The organism is Flavobacterium supellecticarium (assembly GCF_004801375.1).
Lineage (GTDB): Bacteria > Bacteroidota > Bacteroidia > Flavobacteriales > Flavobacteriaceae > Flavobacterium > Flavobacterium supellecticarium.
The window spans coordinates 649,010-664,641 of record NZ_SSNZ01000002.1 but is presented as its reverse complement, the minus strand read 5'-3'; the positions used below and the strand labels follow the sequence as shown (position 1 = coordinate 664,641).

General features: G+C 40.9%; 16 protein-coding genes. 8 read left to right on the top strand and 8 right to left on the bottom strand.

Annotation, left to right across the window (positions count from 1 at the left end):
- Nucleotides 1-3 precede the first annotated feature (3 nt).
- The 5 genes from E6C50_RS07715 to E6C50_RS07695 all read left to right on the top strand — a co-directional run bounded on the left by E6C50_RS07715 (nt 4) and on the right by E6C50_RS07695 (nt 6,737).
- Nucleotides 4-1,734 (top strand): ATP-binding protein, encoded by a 1,731-nt coding sequence (locus tag E6C50_RS07715; protein ID WP_136402627.1) that lies wholly within the window; start codon nt 4-6, stop codon nt 1,732-1,734.
- 381 nt (nt 1,735-2,115) lie between these two features.
- Nucleotides 2,116-2,334 (top strand): hypothetical protein, encoded by a 219-nt coding sequence (locus E6C50_RS07710; protein WP_136402626.1) that lies wholly within the window; start codon nt 2,116-2,118, stop codon nt 2,332-2,334.
- A gap of 112 nt (nt 2,335-2,446) precedes the next feature.
- A complete protein-coding gene (locus E6C50_RS07705) occupies nt 2,447-3,994 on the top strand; it encodes a hypothetical protein (RefSeq protein ID WP_136402625.1) in 1,548 nt (515 codons plus the stop codon).
- 71 nt (nt 3,995-4,065) lie between these two features.
- Nucleotides 4,066-5,916, top strand: coding sequence for a carboxypeptidase-like regulatory domain-containing protein (locus tag E6C50_RS07700; RefSeq protein ID WP_136402624.1), 1,851 nt, complete (start codon nt 4,066-4,068; stop codon nt 5,914-5,916).
- The gene (locus E6C50_RS07695) at nt 5,913-6,737 is read left to right on the top strand and encodes an N-acetylmuramidase domain-containing protein (protein WP_136402623.1); all 825 of its coding nucleotides are present in this window, start codon (nt 5,913-5,915) and stop codon (nt 6,735-6,737) included. The genes E6C50_RS07700 and E6C50_RS07695 overlap by 4 nt, the downstream gene beginning before the upstream one ends.
- A 57-nt stretch (nt 6,738-6,794) precedes the next feature.
- Here the strand turns inward: E6C50_RS07695 and E6C50_RS07690 are convergent, their stop codons facing one another.
- From E6C50_RS07690 to E6C50_RS07655, 8 genes are all read right to left on the bottom strand, one after another.
- A complete protein-coding gene (locus E6C50_RS07690) occupies nt 6,795-7,430 on the bottom strand; it encodes a response regulator (RefSeq protein WP_136402622.1) in 636 nt (211 codons plus the stop codon).
- An 18-nt stretch (nt 7,431-7,448) separates the two neighbouring features.
- Nucleotides 7,449-8,237, bottom strand: coding sequence for a sensor histidine kinase (locus E6C50_RS07685; protein ID WP_136402621.1), 789 nt, complete (start codon nt 8,235-8,237; stop codon nt 7,449-7,451).
- Nucleotides 8,210-8,830 (bottom strand): hypothetical protein, encoded by a 621-nt coding sequence (locus tag E6C50_RS07680; protein ID WP_168732767.1) that lies wholly within the window; start codon nt 8,828-8,830, stop codon nt 8,210-8,212. Before E6C50_RS07680 ends, E6C50_RS07685 begins: the two co-directional genes overlap by 28 nt.
- A gap of 30 nt (nt 8,831-8,860) precedes the next feature.
- Nucleotides 8,861-9,271, bottom strand: coding sequence for a hypothetical protein (locus E6C50_RS07675; RefSeq protein WP_230978972.1), 411 nt, complete (start codon nt 9,269-9,271; stop codon nt 8,861-8,863).
- 211 nt (nt 9,272-9,482) lie between these two features.
- Nucleotides 9,483-10,091 carry an alpha-ketoglutarate-dependent dioxygenase AlkB family protein gene (locus tag E6C50_RS07670; RefSeq protein WP_136402618.1) on the bottom strand — a complete coding sequence of 203 codons (609 nt, stop codon included), beginning with the start codon at nt 10,089-10,091 and terminating at the stop codon, nt 9,483-9,485.
- The gene (locus E6C50_RS07665; protein ID WP_136402617.1) at nt 10,091-10,339 is read right to left on the bottom strand and encodes an Ada metal-binding domain-containing protein; all 249 of its coding nucleotides are present in this window, start codon (nt 10,337-10,339) and stop codon (nt 10,091-10,093) included. The genes E6C50_RS07670 and E6C50_RS07665 overlap by 1 nt, the downstream gene beginning before the upstream one ends.
- Before the next feature lie 2 nt (nt 10,340-10,341).
- Nucleotides 10,342-11,055, bottom strand: coding sequence for a 2OG-Fe(II) oxygenase (locus E6C50_RS07660; RefSeq protein ID WP_136402923.1), 714 nt, complete (start codon nt 11,053-11,055; stop codon nt 10,342-10,344).
- A complete protein-coding gene (locus tag E6C50_RS07655) occupies nt 11,055-11,909 on the bottom strand; it encodes a methylated-DNA--[protein]-cysteine S-methyltransferase (protein ID WP_136402616.1) in 855 nt (284 codons plus the stop codon). The genes E6C50_RS07660 and E6C50_RS07655 overlap by 1 nt, the downstream gene beginning before the upstream one ends.
- A gap of 185 nt (nt 11,910-12,094) precedes the next feature.
- Here E6C50_RS07655 and E6C50_RS07650 point away from each other — a divergent pair, with 185 nt between their 5' ends.
- From E6C50_RS07650 to E6C50_RS07640, 3 genes are all read left to right on the top strand, one after another.
- Complete coding sequence (locus E6C50_RS07650; RefSeq protein WP_136402615.1) at nt 12,095-12,667, top strand: non-canonical purine NTP diphosphatase; 573 nt, start codon at nt 12,095-12,097, stop codon at nt 12,665-12,667.
- A 247-nt stretch (nt 12,668-12,914) separates the two neighbouring features.
- Nucleotides 12,915-14,783 (top strand): DEAD/DEAH box helicase, encoded by a 1,869-nt coding sequence (locus E6C50_RS07645; RefSeq protein ID WP_136402614.1) that lies wholly within the window; start codon nt 12,915-12,917, stop codon nt 14,781-14,783.
- Between the two features lie 78 nt (nt 14,784-14,861).
- A complete protein-coding gene (locus tag E6C50_RS07640; protein WP_136402613.1) occupies nt 14,862-15,632 on the top strand; it encodes a carboxypeptidase-like regulatory domain-containing protein in 771 nt (256 codons plus the stop codon).

The window sequence follows — 15,632 nt, the reverse complement described above, 5'->3', positions numbered from 1 at the left end:
CAAATGAAAATAAAAACCAAATTGACCCTCGGTGTCGGATTGCTCTTTTTCCTGATCGTACTACTGGTCGCATTGGGTGTCCGACAATTGCATACGTTGGCGAACGATACCGAAAATATATTGGTCGACAATTACAATTCGCTCGACTATTCCCGGAATATGCTAAAAGAACTGGACAAAATTGAAACCGACAAACAGTCACTCGAAAAATTTCAGCATTATCTCGAACTCCAAAGTCGGAATATTACCGAAATTGGCGAAAAAGAACTAACCGAAAACCTGCTCGAGGATAGCCAAACTTTCCTCCAGCAACCGGATAACAAATCGGTTATTCTTTTGATTCGGAACGACCTGAATGCCATTATGAAACTCAATATGGATTCCATTCAGCGGAAAAGTATTGTGGCCTCCCAAACAGCCGACCGGGCGATTCTTTGGATTTCCATTACCGGGTCGATGTGTTTTATTATTGCCTTTACATTATTGATCAACCTACCGAGTACAATTGCCGATCCTATAAAAGACCTGACTGAAAGTATCCGTCAGATTGCCGGTAAAAACTACTCCCGACGGGTACATTTTGAAGGACATAGCGAATTTGGCGATCTAGCACGTTCTTTTAATACGATGGCCGAAAAACTACAGGAATACAGCGATAGCAGTCTTGCCCGTTTGATGATGGAAAAGAAACGGATAGAAACCCTGATCAACAATATGCACGACCCGGTAATCGGATTGAATGATACCCAAAAGATTTTGTTTGCCAATGAGGAAGCCTTAAAAATATCTGGACTCAAATCGGCCGATATTATCGGGAAACCCGTTCAGGATATCGCGGTGTATAATGATCTTATTCGCTCACTGATTCAGCATTTGGCCGGAAATAGTGTCGATAATTCCAAAAATGAAACGCTGACGATCTATGCCGATAACAAAGAAAGTTATTTCGAAAAACAGATTGTCCCGATTGTAATCACGCCTACCGGAGAAACTGAAAAAAAAGAAATCGGTTCGTTTATCATCCTACGCAATGTTACGCTATATAAGGAGCTCGATTATGCGAAAACCAATTTTATCGCTACCGTTTCCCATGAGTTTAAAACACCTATCGCTTCGATGAAAATGAGTTTACAACTGTTGGAAAACGAAAGTATCGGCTCTTTAAATGAAGAGCAACAACACCTCATCGCCAGTATTAAGGACGATACCAATCGTTTACTGCGAACCACTGGCGAACTACTTAACATCACGCAGGTGGAAACCGGAAAAACGCAATTGGAAATCGAGAAAAGCAATGTCCTTCAAATTGTAACCGAAGCCGTGGACGCTACGCAAAAACTCGCCGAACAGAAAAACATCAAGCTTTTTACGGCATTTCCCGATACTATTCCCGATGTCTGGGCCGATCGTGAAAAAACAACCTGGGTGGTTTCCAATCTTATCACAAACGCTATTCGCTATTCGTATGAAAACGCAAGCATACAGGTACAACTTTCGGAAGACGATTCGTATGTAAAAATCATTGTAAAAGACAACGGACTCGGTATTTCGTCCCAATATACCGGCAAAATCTTCGATCGTTATTTCCGGATTCCGGGCTCGGAAAAAGAAGGCACCGGACTGGGATTGGCCATTAGTAAAGAATTTATCGAAGCCCAAAAGGGATTGATCACTGTAGAAAGTGAACTCGGTTCCGGTAGTACTTTTACCGTATTCCTAAAAAAAGCAATTTAAAATACCGTCAAAAACGCTTTAAAAAAAGCCGTTGATTTTTCTGGAAATCAACGGCTTTTTTTATGTCCAAACCCAATTTCTGCCTTTTTTAAAAAACCGGATTTTACTATTCTTCACAACATACGGCAAAACGGATAAAAACATAAACAACTATAAAACAATAGTTTACAAATTTATCTAACCAAATTTAGGGAGGCTTTTTATGGGTGAATTTCCCGTTATCGCAAGGGAATATATCCCCGTTTAAAATACGGGAATATCCTCTTTTTCAGCCCATTGAACTAATGCAATTTTACACCAACAAACAAAACCATTCAAAACGGAGACCAAATCCTTCGATTGGTATACGAAAAAATAACATTCATTAAAAACATTGAAATCATGAACAACAAATTAATTTTTAGAGCAGTAATGGTGATCATCATTATTATCGGAGGTGTAATCATCATTATCGGAAGAAAACCGATCCCGGAACCTATTTGTATCGTATGCGGACGAAACATCCTGACCTTTTTAGGAATCATCGAAGTCGTATTGGGTGCTATCGCGCTTAACCTTCACAATAAAATCGTCAATACAAAAATCAATGTGGGGCGCTAATCCATCCTTTTAAAAAGGACATCAATCAAGATCGAACAGTTAATCCAATCAGGGCGGTATCCGAAAAGCCCGGAACAGAGTAGGAAATCATCAATCAAAACAATCAAACACTATGGGAACATTCACACCTATGCCGGATGAAACCGAATTCATGAACGTTATCTTAGGAGACGTATTTAAAAAATTAACCAACGGAGGCGATCCGAAAATGTTAGGCCCCAACAATTTTGTGGCCTGGGAACCGGTAGCCAGCGTAATCGACAAAACTGCTTTTGAATATGCACACAAAGGGTTTACCGGTAGCGCACCAAAACTGGAAGGAATGACCGACGAAGAGTATACTGACCTTCGTAATGAGAAAAAATATTCGGCCTATGCCCATGCGGAAGAATTTGCACGACTGGTGGATCAGATTCCAAGCAATATCCCGGAAAAGGATAAAGACGGTTGCCGTAAGTTTACCATTTTCAGTTCGCAAAATGATCATACCGTATCAAACGTCTATAGCGATATCATGGAATTTTGTGTCGTAAAAGATTCCAAAATCGATCCTAAAGTCGAGAAAAAACTGGAAAAATTAAGAGGCGAATTATTCACCATCAAAAAATTAAAAAATCCGGATTATGACGACAGTATACCGGAACATCCGGACGATAACCCGAAGTATGTTTTTAACACCTTCCCATCGCCGAAATACGTTAAATACCTGGAATATGAAGCCTTGTTTTATGATGCCGACGATCGCTTAGCGGAGTTAAAAAGACGTGTGGATCTTCAGGATCCGGATGCGATGGCCGAAATGACCATTTCCGGTAAAAACTATATCAAAAAACGTGACGATGCCTTGAAAAGATGGGAATCGATGGGATATAAAGGTGCCGTTGAAAAAATCATGAACTATATCGACGAAATCGAAAGCAGCAACTTTATCACTGTTAAAAAACGCTATGAATCGGAATTACTGGCCGCCAAAAGAACCGGATTGGGCGGTATGAATACCTACTACTATTCGGCGCCACTACCGGCGACCACTTTGGCCAATTCGACACAATGGGTAGACTATAAGTTTACAAAATCAAGTTACGATACGAGTTATAAAAACACCAAACACAGTTGGTCGGCTGCAGCTTCCTACCTGGGCGTTTTTGGCGGAACAGCCAGCGGATCGCACCAAAAAATCGATTCTAGCTATAATTTCAACGACTTTGAAATGAGCTTTAAACTGGGTAAATGTTTTATCAGCCGTCCGTGGTTGGGTACCACTTTTATCAAATCCCGATTCTGGAAATATTCTAAAACCGGTCAGGATGTGGTGAACAACCAAATGGTAAGCGACGGAAACGGCGGCGGATTAATGCCGGCCGTAACCACGGAACTTTACTTTATTACCGATCTGAAAATCGGATTTAAAAAAGGAAGTGATTCTTACAAAAAAGTAGAAAACCATGTCGGTGCCGGTGCCGGAGTGCACTTCGGATTGTTTTCCATTGGCGGAAGCTATGGCTACGACGATACCCGTGTGAATTCTTCCGGGGAAAGATCGGAACAGGGAATGTCGTCGAAAGGAATTTTACTGATCGGACGAAAATGTAACATCCTCGATTTATCGCCTAACCCGCTTCCATCGATCAAAGATGACGAATGGGTAGAAGTTAATTAATCCTTATAATTCCAGGCAATTCCAAATACCAACTCCGGTATTTGGAATTCCTTTCTTTAAGCAAACACATTATGAAATATTATACCGCTTTATTCCAGAAAATAAAGGAATACTATAAATCGCAAAGCTCCAATCCATCCGAATTGGCTTTGATTTGTCCGTCACTACGGATCTATGAAAACGATGAAATCAAATTGTTACTGCCGCAAATTCTGTTGGACGATCCGCTAAAAGGCGAAGGTTTACTCAAAAAACAGGATCTTTCGTTCCAGTTAAACTCCTTACCGGCTTCGGATACTTTTTGGGATGTCAATCCGGCCAATACGTTGTTTAATGTTTACGGTGAGCTGATCAATGCCGATCAGGGACTGTCGCCCGATGCCATCGCAACGGTAAACGAAGAAGCGCAAAAGGTTTTATACGATGCCAAAGGGAAGCCGACCAAGGAAAAGAAAGCCTATGACAAATACCTGACGCAATATGAAACGCTGCTTCGCGAATGGGAAACGCATGTAAACACTTATGACGATGCTTTTTCGGATGATGAAAAAAACATCTGGTTGGAAAAACTAAACGTAATCCTGCTGAAAAAAGAAAAAATGGCTGTTGATCATAAACTACTCGGTTATAAAAAACAGATCGAAGAAGCCATAAAACAACTGAACAGCAAGGACGGACTGGAAATTTTCCTGGCCAATCTAACCAACTCGCGAAATACAATGGAGATGTCCCGAAAAACCGGAATTCAATCGTTGGAGTCGTATCACGATATTAATTTCGTTCCTTACGATTTTATGTCGAACGACAGTGGCTGGATTAAACTTTCGATCGATAAAAAAGAACTGGACAGTTTGTATGAAATGGCCAAAAACGAAAAAGATGCTTTCCCGGACGAGGTGATTTCGATTGATTATGACGAAAAAAACATTATCGGAATCGAATTGGAGTTTTCCATCGTAACGATGCTCCGCAACTGGTTTTCGTTGCCAACACTTACGTCGGAGTATTTTAAATGGAACGGCAAACAACCGGTATCCGACGGACAAACCATAAGCAACGATTTCCTGCTATCGGCTTTTCCAAAAAAAATGATTCTGATTAAAAATCTGAAAATCAATATCGATCCGAATATCTCGGACGCGGTTGTCAGCAATATTGATCAGTTGATACATTTTGGTCCGATCATTATGAAAAATCAGTTGTTTACCAATGCCAGTACGAATGTCCGTTTTATCAAGGCGATCAAAAACAAAGAAACGCTGGAATCAAATAACGTCAAATATTACAGTACCAAAGCGACACTGGACGAACCGGCTCCCTTTGAACCGGAACCAATTACCACGCCACCGATCAAACCGATTGCCTCTGCTCCTGTTTATAAAACTTTGGCAGGCATCAAACAACCGTTGATCAAAACTACTATGGCTCCAGGTATCAAAATGATGCCATCAACCGATCCAACTCCGACACCTGTTCCGACACCTTCACCACAAACCTCAAATGCTGTTTGGGGCATCAAACGTTTTATCCGTACCAATCCGATATTGTTTCCGCCAGTCATTAAAGATCCAACGCCAGCCAAAACCCTAACCACAGTGATTTTGTCCGTTACCGATTCGGTTTCCAGACAAAGTGTTTATAAATCGGAAATTTCGATCATCGGAACCAATAATAATACATTTAAAGAAATCGAATCGGATAAAAACGGGGCGATCGAATTCCAGCTTCCGGTAGGAAACTACAAGGTTAAGATCAAAAAAGACGGCTATAAAGTTTTTGAAACCGAACTGAAAATTGAAAACCTGTTTACCGTGACCAAAGAATATGCACTGGCGCCGGAATCGGTCACTTACGACAGTTTTTTCCTGATTGGAATGATCTGCGAAAAATTACCACAGATCCCTAAAATATCCGGATCATGAAAACCGTCCGATTGCATTCAAAAGGCCCGGAAGTGACTACTTTATGCGAGATATTGGCAGGAATGGGCTATCCGGTTATGGTTTCGGATGTTTTTACCATTGCCGTTGATGAAGCCGTAAAAAGCTTTCAGAGCGATTATAACCTTGTTGTAGACGGGATCGTTGGTGTTAAAACCTGGTCCCGCCTTTTTGAGAAAAACAGTACGCTGACGCAATATAATGACAAATTACTTTCGGAACAGGATCTGATTGATTTTGCCAATGACTATCAGGTGGAACTCGCTTGTATTAAGGCAGTAAACGAAATCGAAAGCAGCGGAAAAGGCTTTCTTATTGACGGCCGACCTAAGATTTTATTCGAAGGCCATGTTTTCTGGCAGGAACTGGAACGCCGGAATATTGATCCGCAAGCCTACATCCGACCGGAAAATCAGGATGTTTTATATAAAAAATGGACCAAAAAATACTATCAGGGCGGTTCGCGGGAATACGAACGTTTGGCCAAAGCTGCCACGCTTATTCCGGGATTCAATCTTACCGATGCCGCTCATGCTTCCGCTTCCTGGGGCGTTTTCCAGATCATGGGATTTAATGCCATCCCAATCGGGTATGACAGTATGGACAGTTTTGTTGGTAAAATGTACCTGAATGAACGGGAACATCTTACTGCTTTTGGCTGTTTTCTAAAAACAAACAACCTGATCGGTGCTTTACAAAATAAAGACTGGACCACTTTTGCCTACCGTTATAATGGCGAAGGCTATAAAGTGAACCAATACGACGAAAAGTTGGCCAGAGCGTATCAAAAATATACCACCTGAACCTAAATTCAGGTTAACCGTTTCCTCCCTTCCCCGTATCGGCAGCAATCGTACCCACTATACACAAACGATTTTGTTTTTCATTGCGTATAACACCAGTCCGATGCGGGTTTTTATTTCCAGTTTCTGAAACAGATTTTCCCGGTAGCCATCCACCGTTTTCGGACTCAGACACATTTCATCGGCAATTTCGCGATAGGTCATCTCGGTACAGGCTAGGCGAATAAACTCCAGTTCGCGTTCTTTTAAACTGGCTTTGTTACCGGCTTCCAGTTTGTTGATCAATACACCTGAAACCATTTCGGTATAGAAATACCCGGTTTCGTGTACTTTTAGCAGCGCTTCCCGAAACATATTCGGATGGGTATCTTTTAATAAATAACCACTGGCACCGTTACTGATCATCTTAATGATCGTGTCTTCGTCATCGTTTACCGACAACGCCAATACCCGTAAACCCTGGTAATCTTCCTTAAGGCGTCGCATGGTTTCCACGCCATCCATAACCGGCATATTGACATCGAGTAATACCAGGTCCGGAAGTTCATCCATAGCTTTTAGTCCGGTAAGGAAATCTTTTCCATTGTTGTAATTTCCGCAGACCGCAAACTCTTTAAAGCTGTTTATCAGGAACGATAGCGACTGGGAAAACAGTAAGTGGTCGTCTACAATTACAATTTTTATTTTATTCATAGTAGTAAGGGGATTTTTTTACTCTTTGCGTCCTTTTTCCAAAGGATATACAATTTTGAGCTTCGTACCTTCGTTCGGACGGGACGAAACCAAAAAAGCGGCGCCAATTAAGCGGGCCCGCGTGTTCATGTTTGCCAGTCCGGAACCTTTGGCTACGGTGGCATTGTTAAAACCGATTCCGGAATCGGTTATTTCTATAATACATTCCCTGGCGTCAAAACAGATATCCACGTCGATGGTTTTACTATGTGAATATTTTAAGGCGTTGGAAATAGCCTCCTGTAATATCCGGTAAATGATCACTTCGTGTTGCGGGTCAATAGGTTGTATTTGCCCGGATATATTCAGGTTACCATTAATGATTTTCAATTTGGTGATTCGGTTCAGATCTTCGGTTACGGCATCAATAAAGCCGGATTGTAGTTCCACATCGCCATTGATCAATTTGGCAACCATACGGATTTCGTCCAGCGATTTACTAACAAGCTTGCGTACCTCATCGAGTTCATGCTTATCGTCGGTATCAATTTTAGCCACCATCAGGTTGAGCTGCATCACCGCGACCGATAAAATCTGTCCGATATTATCGTGTAATTCCCGACTGATATTCGACAGGGTTTGCTCTTTAATTTCGATTCGTGATTTGGCCAACTCGGAATTAAAAAACAACTCTGCTTCCATTTTATCCATTAGGAATTTCGACTTTTTCTTCTGGAAATACAGGAAAAAGACCAGTAAGGTGCCCAACAAGGTTAAAAGCACTATACTAAACGAAATGATCAATAATGGTATCTCTTTTTGCTCCATATAAAACCAAAGATAAAACTGGTGTTCATTAATACGTTTAAAAAGAAAATGATCAAACTATAAGTTGTTTCGTGGATTCCGGATAAAAACCAGCGTAAAGAGAGCATAAACGGTAAAAAGGGAACATAAAAAAGTAATATTCCCAATACAAACCAGAAAAAAATCGTGTCCTTAATGGATAATATCAGATTTGAATTGAACAGTTCCATCAGGTAGAGACAACTCAACATTAGAATCATGACTACACCGATGGCAAAATTGTTAAAACATACTTCTTCTACTACATCCTGAAAAAAGGTGAGGTTCACGAATACCGACACCAAAAAAAGCGCAAAGCATACGTTCGCAACCTGTTTGTGTTTAGGCTGTTGTAAAATGGATTTTAAAAACAGTATATAATACGGCAGGATAATAAACATATAGATATTAAAAACCATATAGTTAACCTGCCCGGTTATTTGCGTATAAAAAATTCCGGTTAGCTCTGTTAGTGCCGAGAGCCAGATGGATAATACAAAAAACTTTGCCTTATTATTCGGAAGTTTGTACCAGTAAATGATGCCAAACATTCCCGATAATAAGGCGAGAAACACAGTATATAATCTTAGATCTGCCAACATTCGTTATCCACCGTAATTGAGTTTTGGAGGATTCCCCATAGAACCGAAATTTAAAGGTTCAATAGTTGTTATATCCAGTGCATTACCTTGCAAACTGGCACCGCCCCGGCCTCCCTGTTCATCGATGATCGTTCCGGTTGGTGTTAAAAACACAGTCGTATAACCCGCATTTTTTTCTTCTGTTTCCGGATAAACACCCAGATAAATACGAATACCGTCAACCATGTAGCCTTTTTCGACAGCATTTTCTTTTACATACGCGATGTAACGCTCCAACTCTTCGATAGAAAACCAAAAGGCATTGGCATCTTCCAATCCGGATCTTTCGGTTACTAAAGCACCTCTTTTTTCATTGTAATTTTTGTTCAACTCTTTCCCTTTTTCAAAAGAAATTAATTGAGTAGGTTTCACCATTGTGTTCATTTTTAGATGGGTTTATTGATTTAAAGGCAAAATTACTGGCTTGGCGAAACTATTACAAGGGGAATTTTCCCCTTTTTCACTAACCATTTTTTTTCGATTCACTCCGAAAATTCTTCTATTTCAAAGAAAAAACAAAATTAATCATAAAATAACGATTCGCTCGATTTCTATTTTCCTATTTTTTTAACAAATCCAACATTTTTCAATATTGATCCACAATAGTCCTGAAAGTGAGGTTCACACGCGGACGCATCACTTTGGTGGTTGGCGGCAAACGGTGTAACCAGTGCGTTTGGGTCGTTCCCTGCATAATGAGTAGGCTTCCGGCTTCCAGCACCAGCGAAACCGTAGCTTTGGTCGTTTTGTGTTTAAAGGCAAACTTGCGTTCGGCTCCAAAGCTTAGCGACGCAATTACGGTATTCATACCAAGGGATTTTTCGCTGTCGCTATGCCACGCCATCCCTTCCTGTCCGTCGTGATAGAGGTTTAGCAGACAGGAATTAAAAGTAGTACCGCTTAAATTTTCGGCTATTTTTTTTAAGGTAATTAATTCTTCCGTCCAGGGTAAGGCGGTTTTGGTTGTATTGGAATAGGTATACTGAAACGGATGATCACCATACCAGGCCACTTTTCTTTTGGTCTGGATCAGTTTGCCAAAAACAATCGCCTCGTCATTGCGCCATTCAATGGTTTCCATAAAACGATTGTAATAGTGCTTTGCCTCCCGATCGGTCATAATGCGACCATGATAGTACACTTCTCCGTCGTATGGCAGTATGTTTTCGATTTCTCCGGTACTGAATAAATCCATTATAGTTGTTGTTTTAATTTCCAGTGCTGGTACACGTCCCGCATACAATGTCCGCAAGGCCGATACCCCATTGCTTCCGCTTCTTCCATTGAGGCAAAGAATACCCGATTTGTTTTTTTCATTCTTTTGCCGGATGTACAATGTAAACGTCCAACAATTTTCAGTTTTTTATTTCCGCCAAAGGTAATACTTTGTTTCCGGATCCGATGGTGTAGTTCGCTATCCGGAAGTTGTTCATGTAGCCACATCTTTAACTGATCGCGTCGTGAAAAATGATTCCCATTGTATACCGTTTTCCGCTGCGCACTTCGCTCACTCCGTGTTTCATCGCTACACGATAATAGCCTTTTGTACCACGTACCGGACGAAAGTTTGTCGTAAAAACCAGAATATCCCCTCGTTTTGGTTGTAAGACGATTGCTTTCGATTGTGCTCTGGGAACCTGTTCGGTCAGTACAAATTCACCACCGGTATAGTCTTTTTCGGGCTCGTTGAGAAATAACACGATCTGAATCGGGAAAAAGACATCGCCATACAAATCCTGATGTAAGGTATTATAACCGCCTTCACTGTAATTCAGTACCAATACCGTAGGTTTCGACCGATTGTTTGCCTTACAAAGTGCCAATAATTCCTCATGTTTTCCAGGAAATTGCCGGTCTATCTGTAATGCTTTCATCCATAAATTAGCAATCGGAACCAGTTTTTCATAAACCATAGTCCGCAATTGCTGAATCAGATCCGGTAAAGGGTAATCAAAATATTTGTATTCGCCTTGTCCAAAGCGATACCGTTCCATCACTACTTTTTTTCGATAGCGTTTATCTTCCGGATAATAACCAATCAGCGTATCACAAACCGGTTCCGGAATTATATCCGACAATACGGCGTATCCTTTTTCATGCATCATTCCGGCCACCTGATCCCAATCGGTAGCCTGCAATCGTTCCAATACAGCCTCCATTATTCCTGTAGTAAAAGATCCGACTGACAGGCTTCCCATCCGATAATGGCTTTTTTTCGGGTATTTCCCCAATGATAACCGCCAATCATCCCCGTGGCCTGAATTACCCGATGACACGGAATCAGAAAAGCCACCGGATTGTTTCCGATTGCTGTTCCCACTGCTCGTGAAGCTCTCGGTTTTTCAATACTTTGTGCAATTGCACCATAGGTTGTTAACTGTCCCATAGGTATTTTTAACAGCGTTTCCCATACTTTTAGCTGAAAATCCGTTCCCCGCAAATGCAGTTTTACAGTCTGTGATTCGTTCCAGTCATTACCAAAAAACGAGCGTACGTCTTTTTGAAAAGTATCGGTCTGATTGGCAAAAGAAGCATTTGGAAATTCTGCTTTTAATTCCGCTAACGCCAACTCCTGATCATCGGCAAAAACAAGCCGACAAATTCCTTTTTCGGTAGAAGCCATCAACAATGTTCCGAACGGACTTTCGTCAAAATGATAATTGATTCGCAGCTGTTCGCCACCATTCTTATAATCGCCCGGCGTCATCCCTTCGATATTAACAAACAAATCGTGCAAACGTCCGGTTCCGGAAAGTCCGGTTTCGAAAGCCGCTTCGGATAAGGTAAGCTGACTCGATTTAAGCATTTTTTTGGCGTGCTCCACCGTTAGATATTGCAAAAACTTCTTCGGACTCACGCCCGCCCATTCGGTAAACAATTTTTGAAAATGAAATGGACTTACATGGACAAAAGAAGCCACTTCGTCCAATGACGGTTGTGTTTTAAAATTATGATGCAAAAAGTCGATTGCCTTTGCAATTCGGTCAAACTGAAATTGTTCCTGTGTTTTCATGGATATATATTTGGAATTCACCTTACAAAGGTAATCGCCGTAAAAACGCTTTCCGACCCGAAACTTGCGGGATTGAAACACTTCGAAAAGTCCTTTAAATTTACAAAATTATTTGCCTTGATTTGTGATACAAAAATGCTTTTTGAATTATCTTTGTGTGCTTAAACTACAAATTTCCAACGACTATGAAACTGGTTTTCGCATCCAACAATCCCAACAAAATTAAAGAAATTCAGCAACTCCTTCCCGACTCCATTCAGGTTTTAAGTCTTAGCGATATCAATTGTGATGCAGACATTCCGGAAACAGCCGATACCATTGAAGGCAATGCCATTTTAAAAGCCAATTATGTCACCGAACATTATGGATATAACTGTTTTGCAGACGATAGCGGACTGGAAGTGGACGCACTAAACGGCGCTCCGGGTGTGATTTCGGCCCGTTATGCCGGTGATCATAAAAACGATAACGACAATATCGACAAACTACTGTCGGAGTTGGAAACCGAAAACAACCGCAAGGCTAATTTTAAAACCGTGATTGCTTTAAACCTCAACGGAACGCAACAGCTATTTACCGGAATCATCCACGGAACGATTATCCGCGAACGAAAAGGAACCAACGGTTTTGGTTATGACCCGGTTTTTGTACCCGAAAATGATAGTCGTACGTTTGCCGAATTGGAAATGGAAGAAAAATCCGGTATCAGTCACCGTGGAAAAGCCGTAAAACAGTTGGCTGCTTTTTTAAACCAATAGTGCGGTAAAAGTTTGGATAACAGAAATGTCTTTGTTAAATTATGTTGAAAATTCTGCTTAAAATTTTCACAAATCAGAGCCAGCATTTGATCAATCCGACACTTAAAATCTTCGGAAAGCCTAATGAAGTAAGCACCAAAACAATAACCATCTGAAAATCAATAAAAAACAAAAGCATAAATATCGAAAACATATTAGCATATCTCGTTAATTTACAGTAACTTTGCCCCCAATTTAAAAATAACGAATGAATAAATTTGAACAATTAGGATTGAATGAATCGCTACTGCTGGCGATTAAAGATCTAGGATTTGAAAATCCGTCGGAGGTACAGGAAAAGGCGATTCCCCTATTATTGGAAAAAGACACAGACATAGTTGCATTGGCACAGACCGGGACAGGTAAGACCGCTGCGTTTGGTTTTCCACTGATTCAAAAGATTGATGCTGAGGACAGAACGACTCAGGCATTAATTTTATCGCCAACACGCGAACTTTGTTTACAAATCACCAATGAGATTAAACAATATTCAAAATACGTTAAAGGAATTCACACTGTTGCCGTTTATGGTGGTGCCAGCATTACCGAACAGGCGAAAGATGTAAAAAGAGGTGCACAGATTATCGTGGCCACTCCAGGAAGAATGCAGGACATGATTAACAGAGGTATGGTAAATATCAAGAACATTAATTTCTGTGTTCTTGACGAAGCCGACGAAATGTTAAACATGGGATTTTATGATGATATCACTTCCATTTTATCCGATACACCGGAAAACAAAAGTACCTGGTTGTTTTCGGCAACCATGCCACAGGAAGTAGCGCGTATTGCACGCGAGTTTATGCGTAAACCTCTTGAAATCACAGTGGGACACAAAAACTCTGGTTCGCAAAACGTTTCGCACGAATTTTACCTGGTAAATGCCCGCGACCGTTATTCGGCTTTAAAACGACTGGCTGATGCTAACCCGGATATTTTCTCGGTTGTCTTCTGTCGTACCAAAAGAGACACACAAGCTGTTGCTGAAAAACTAATCGAAGACGGGTACAATGCTGCTGCTTTACACGGTGACCTTTCTCAGGCGCAACGTGACGGCGTAATGAAATCGTTCCGTGGTCGTCAGATCCAAATGTTGGTTGCTACCGACGTAGCGGCCCGTGGTATCGACGTAGATGACGTAACACACGTAATCAACTATCAGTTACCAGACGAAATCGAAACGTATACGCACCGTTCCGGTAGAACAGGACGTGCCGGAAAATCCGGAACATCTATGGTGATCATTACGAAAAGTGAATTGCGTAAAATTTCACAGATCGAGCGTATCATCAAAACGAAATTCGAAGAAAAACCGATTCCTTCCGGAATTGAAATCTGCGAAATTCAGTTATTCCACTTAGCGAATAAAATCAAAGACGTTGAAGTTGACCATGAAATCGATGCCTACCTTCCGGCTATTTATGAGGTAATGAAAGACCTTACAAAAGAGGAAGTAATCAAGAAAATGGTTTCGGTAGAATTCAACCGTTTTATCAATTATTATAAGAAATCTCGCGATTTATCCGCTCAAAATGCTGGTGACCGTCGTGAAGACGCAGGAAGCATCCCGTCCGACGGAGCAGTACGTTTCTTTATCAACATCGGTTCCCGTGATAATTATGACTGGATGACGTTGAAAGATTTCTTACGCGACACTTTAGAATTAGGTCGTGACGATTTGTTTAAAGTAGATGTAAAAGAAGGTTTCTCTTTCTTTAATACTGATGCGGAACATGCCGAGAAAGTAATGGATGTTTTAAACAACATTCATTTAGAAGGACGTAAAATCAACGTGGAAATTTCTAAAAACGACGGTGGATCCAACAACAGAAGACGCGACCATAACGGACGTAACGGTGGTGGTGATCGCAACCGTTCCCGAGGTGGTGACCGTGACAGAGGTGGCGATCGCGACAGAGGACCAAGAAGAGAGCGTAGTTTTGGCGGTGGTCGTTCGGAAAGAAAAGATGATTTTGGTGACCGACCATTACGAAATGAAAGAAGATCAGACCGTTCTCCGCGTCGTTCCGAAGGTTCTTCGAACAACAGCAGCGGAAGACGCCCCAGAAGAAGCTAATTCTTTTGTTAATTTTCTTCTAATATAACTTAAAAACTGCAAAATATCCCTTACTTTTAGACCAATCTAATAACCCGTATGAGATTTTTTGCAGTTTTTTTATTTACCCTACTAACATTTGCTTCCTACGCGCAGGAAACGGAAACTCCCTCAACGGTTTCCGGTATAGTAGTGAACGCTACAACTTTACTTCCTAAGAGTAACGTCAATATCGTTAATATCAATACCGTTAAAGGTACCACTTCCAGCGGACATGGTGAATTTACCATTGAAGCCAAAGTAAACGATACGCTTCACTTTTCGTTTATCGGTTTTGAATCGATTAAAATACGGGTTACCAACGACTGGATTAAAAACAAGAATACCAAGATTCGGCTAACCGAAAAGGCTTATGCCTTGGAAGAGGTTGTGATCAACAAATACCAGCTAACCGGTTATCTGGAAGTCGACACCAAAATTTTACCGTTAAATGAGAATTTTCGTTATCCGATTTCGGGATTACCATATGGCTATGAGGCCGGCGATCACTCTCCGAATAAAATTAACCGCGTATTGGGATCTCTTTTTAACCCGGCCGATTTACTCTATAATTTCTTTGGAAAAAAACCGAAAGAAATGAGTAAATTAAAGGAAATCAAAAAAGACGATGTTGTAAAAAATCTTTTGGCTTCTAAATTTGACAAAGAAACGCTGGCTTCACTTTTAGGAATCGATCCAAAGGAAATCAACGAGATTTTACAGCGTTGTAATTATTCCGAAACCTTTATCAAAACAGCAAACGACCTGCAAATCATGGAAGCAATCAGTAGCTGTTATGAAGATTACAAGATCTTAAAACGACAAAAATAA

Coding starts and splice junctions, on each gene's coding strand:
- E6C50_RS07690 (WP_136402622.1), bottom strand. CDS start 7,430: ATGAATAAAATAAAAATTGTAATTGTAGACGACCACTTACTGTTTTCC.
- E6C50_RS07645 (WP_136402614.1), top strand. CDS start 12,915: ATGAATAAATTTGAACAATTAGGATTGAATGAATCGCTACTGCTGGCG.
- E6C50_RS07710 (WP_136402626.1), top strand. CDS start 2,116: ATGAACAACAAATTAATTTTTAGAGCAGTAATGGTGATCATCATTATT.
- E6C50_RS07640 (WP_136402613.1), top strand. CDS start 14,862: ATGAGATTTTTTGCAGTTTTTTTATTTACCCTACTAACATTTGCTTCC.
- E6C50_RS07660 (WP_136402923.1), bottom strand. CDS start 11,055: ATGGAGGCTGTATTGGAACGATTGCAGGCTACCGATTGGGATCAGGTG.
- E6C50_RS07650 (WP_136402615.1), top strand. CDS start 12,095: ATGAAACTGGTTTTCGCATCCAACAATCCCAACAAAATTAAAGAAATT.
- E6C50_RS07685 (WP_136402621.1), bottom strand. CDS start 8,237: ATGGAGCAAAAAGAGATACCATTATTGATCATTTCGTTTAGTATAGTG.
- E6C50_RS07700 (WP_136402624.1), top strand. CDS start 4,066: ATGAAATATTATACCGCTTTATTCCAGAAAATAAAGGAATACTATAAA.
- E6C50_RS07695 (WP_136402623.1), top strand. CDS start 5,913: ATGAAAACCGTCCGATTGCATTCAAAAGGCCCGGAAGTGACTACTTTA.
- E6C50_RS07655 (WP_136402616.1), bottom strand. CDS start 11,909: ATGAAAACACAGGAACAATTTCAGTTTGACCGAATTGCAAAGGCAATC.
- E6C50_RS07675 (WP_230978972.1), bottom strand. CDS start 9,271: ATGGTGAAACCTACTCAATTAATTTCTTTTGAAAAAGGGAAAGAGTTG.
- E6C50_RS07715 (WP_136402627.1), top strand. CDS start 4: ATGAAAATAAAAACCAAATTGACCCTCGGTGTCGGATTGCTCTTTTTC.
- E6C50_RS07670 (WP_136402618.1), bottom strand. CDS start 10,091: ATGGATTTATTCAGTACCGGAGAAATCGAAAACATACTGCCATACGAC.
- E6C50_RS07665 (WP_136402617.1), bottom strand. CDS start 10,339: ATGTGGCTACATGAACAACTTCCGGATAGCGAACTACACCATCGGATC.
- E6C50_RS07705 (WP_136402625.1), top strand. CDS start 2,447: ATGGGAACATTCACACCTATGCCGGATGAAACCGAATTCATGAACGTT.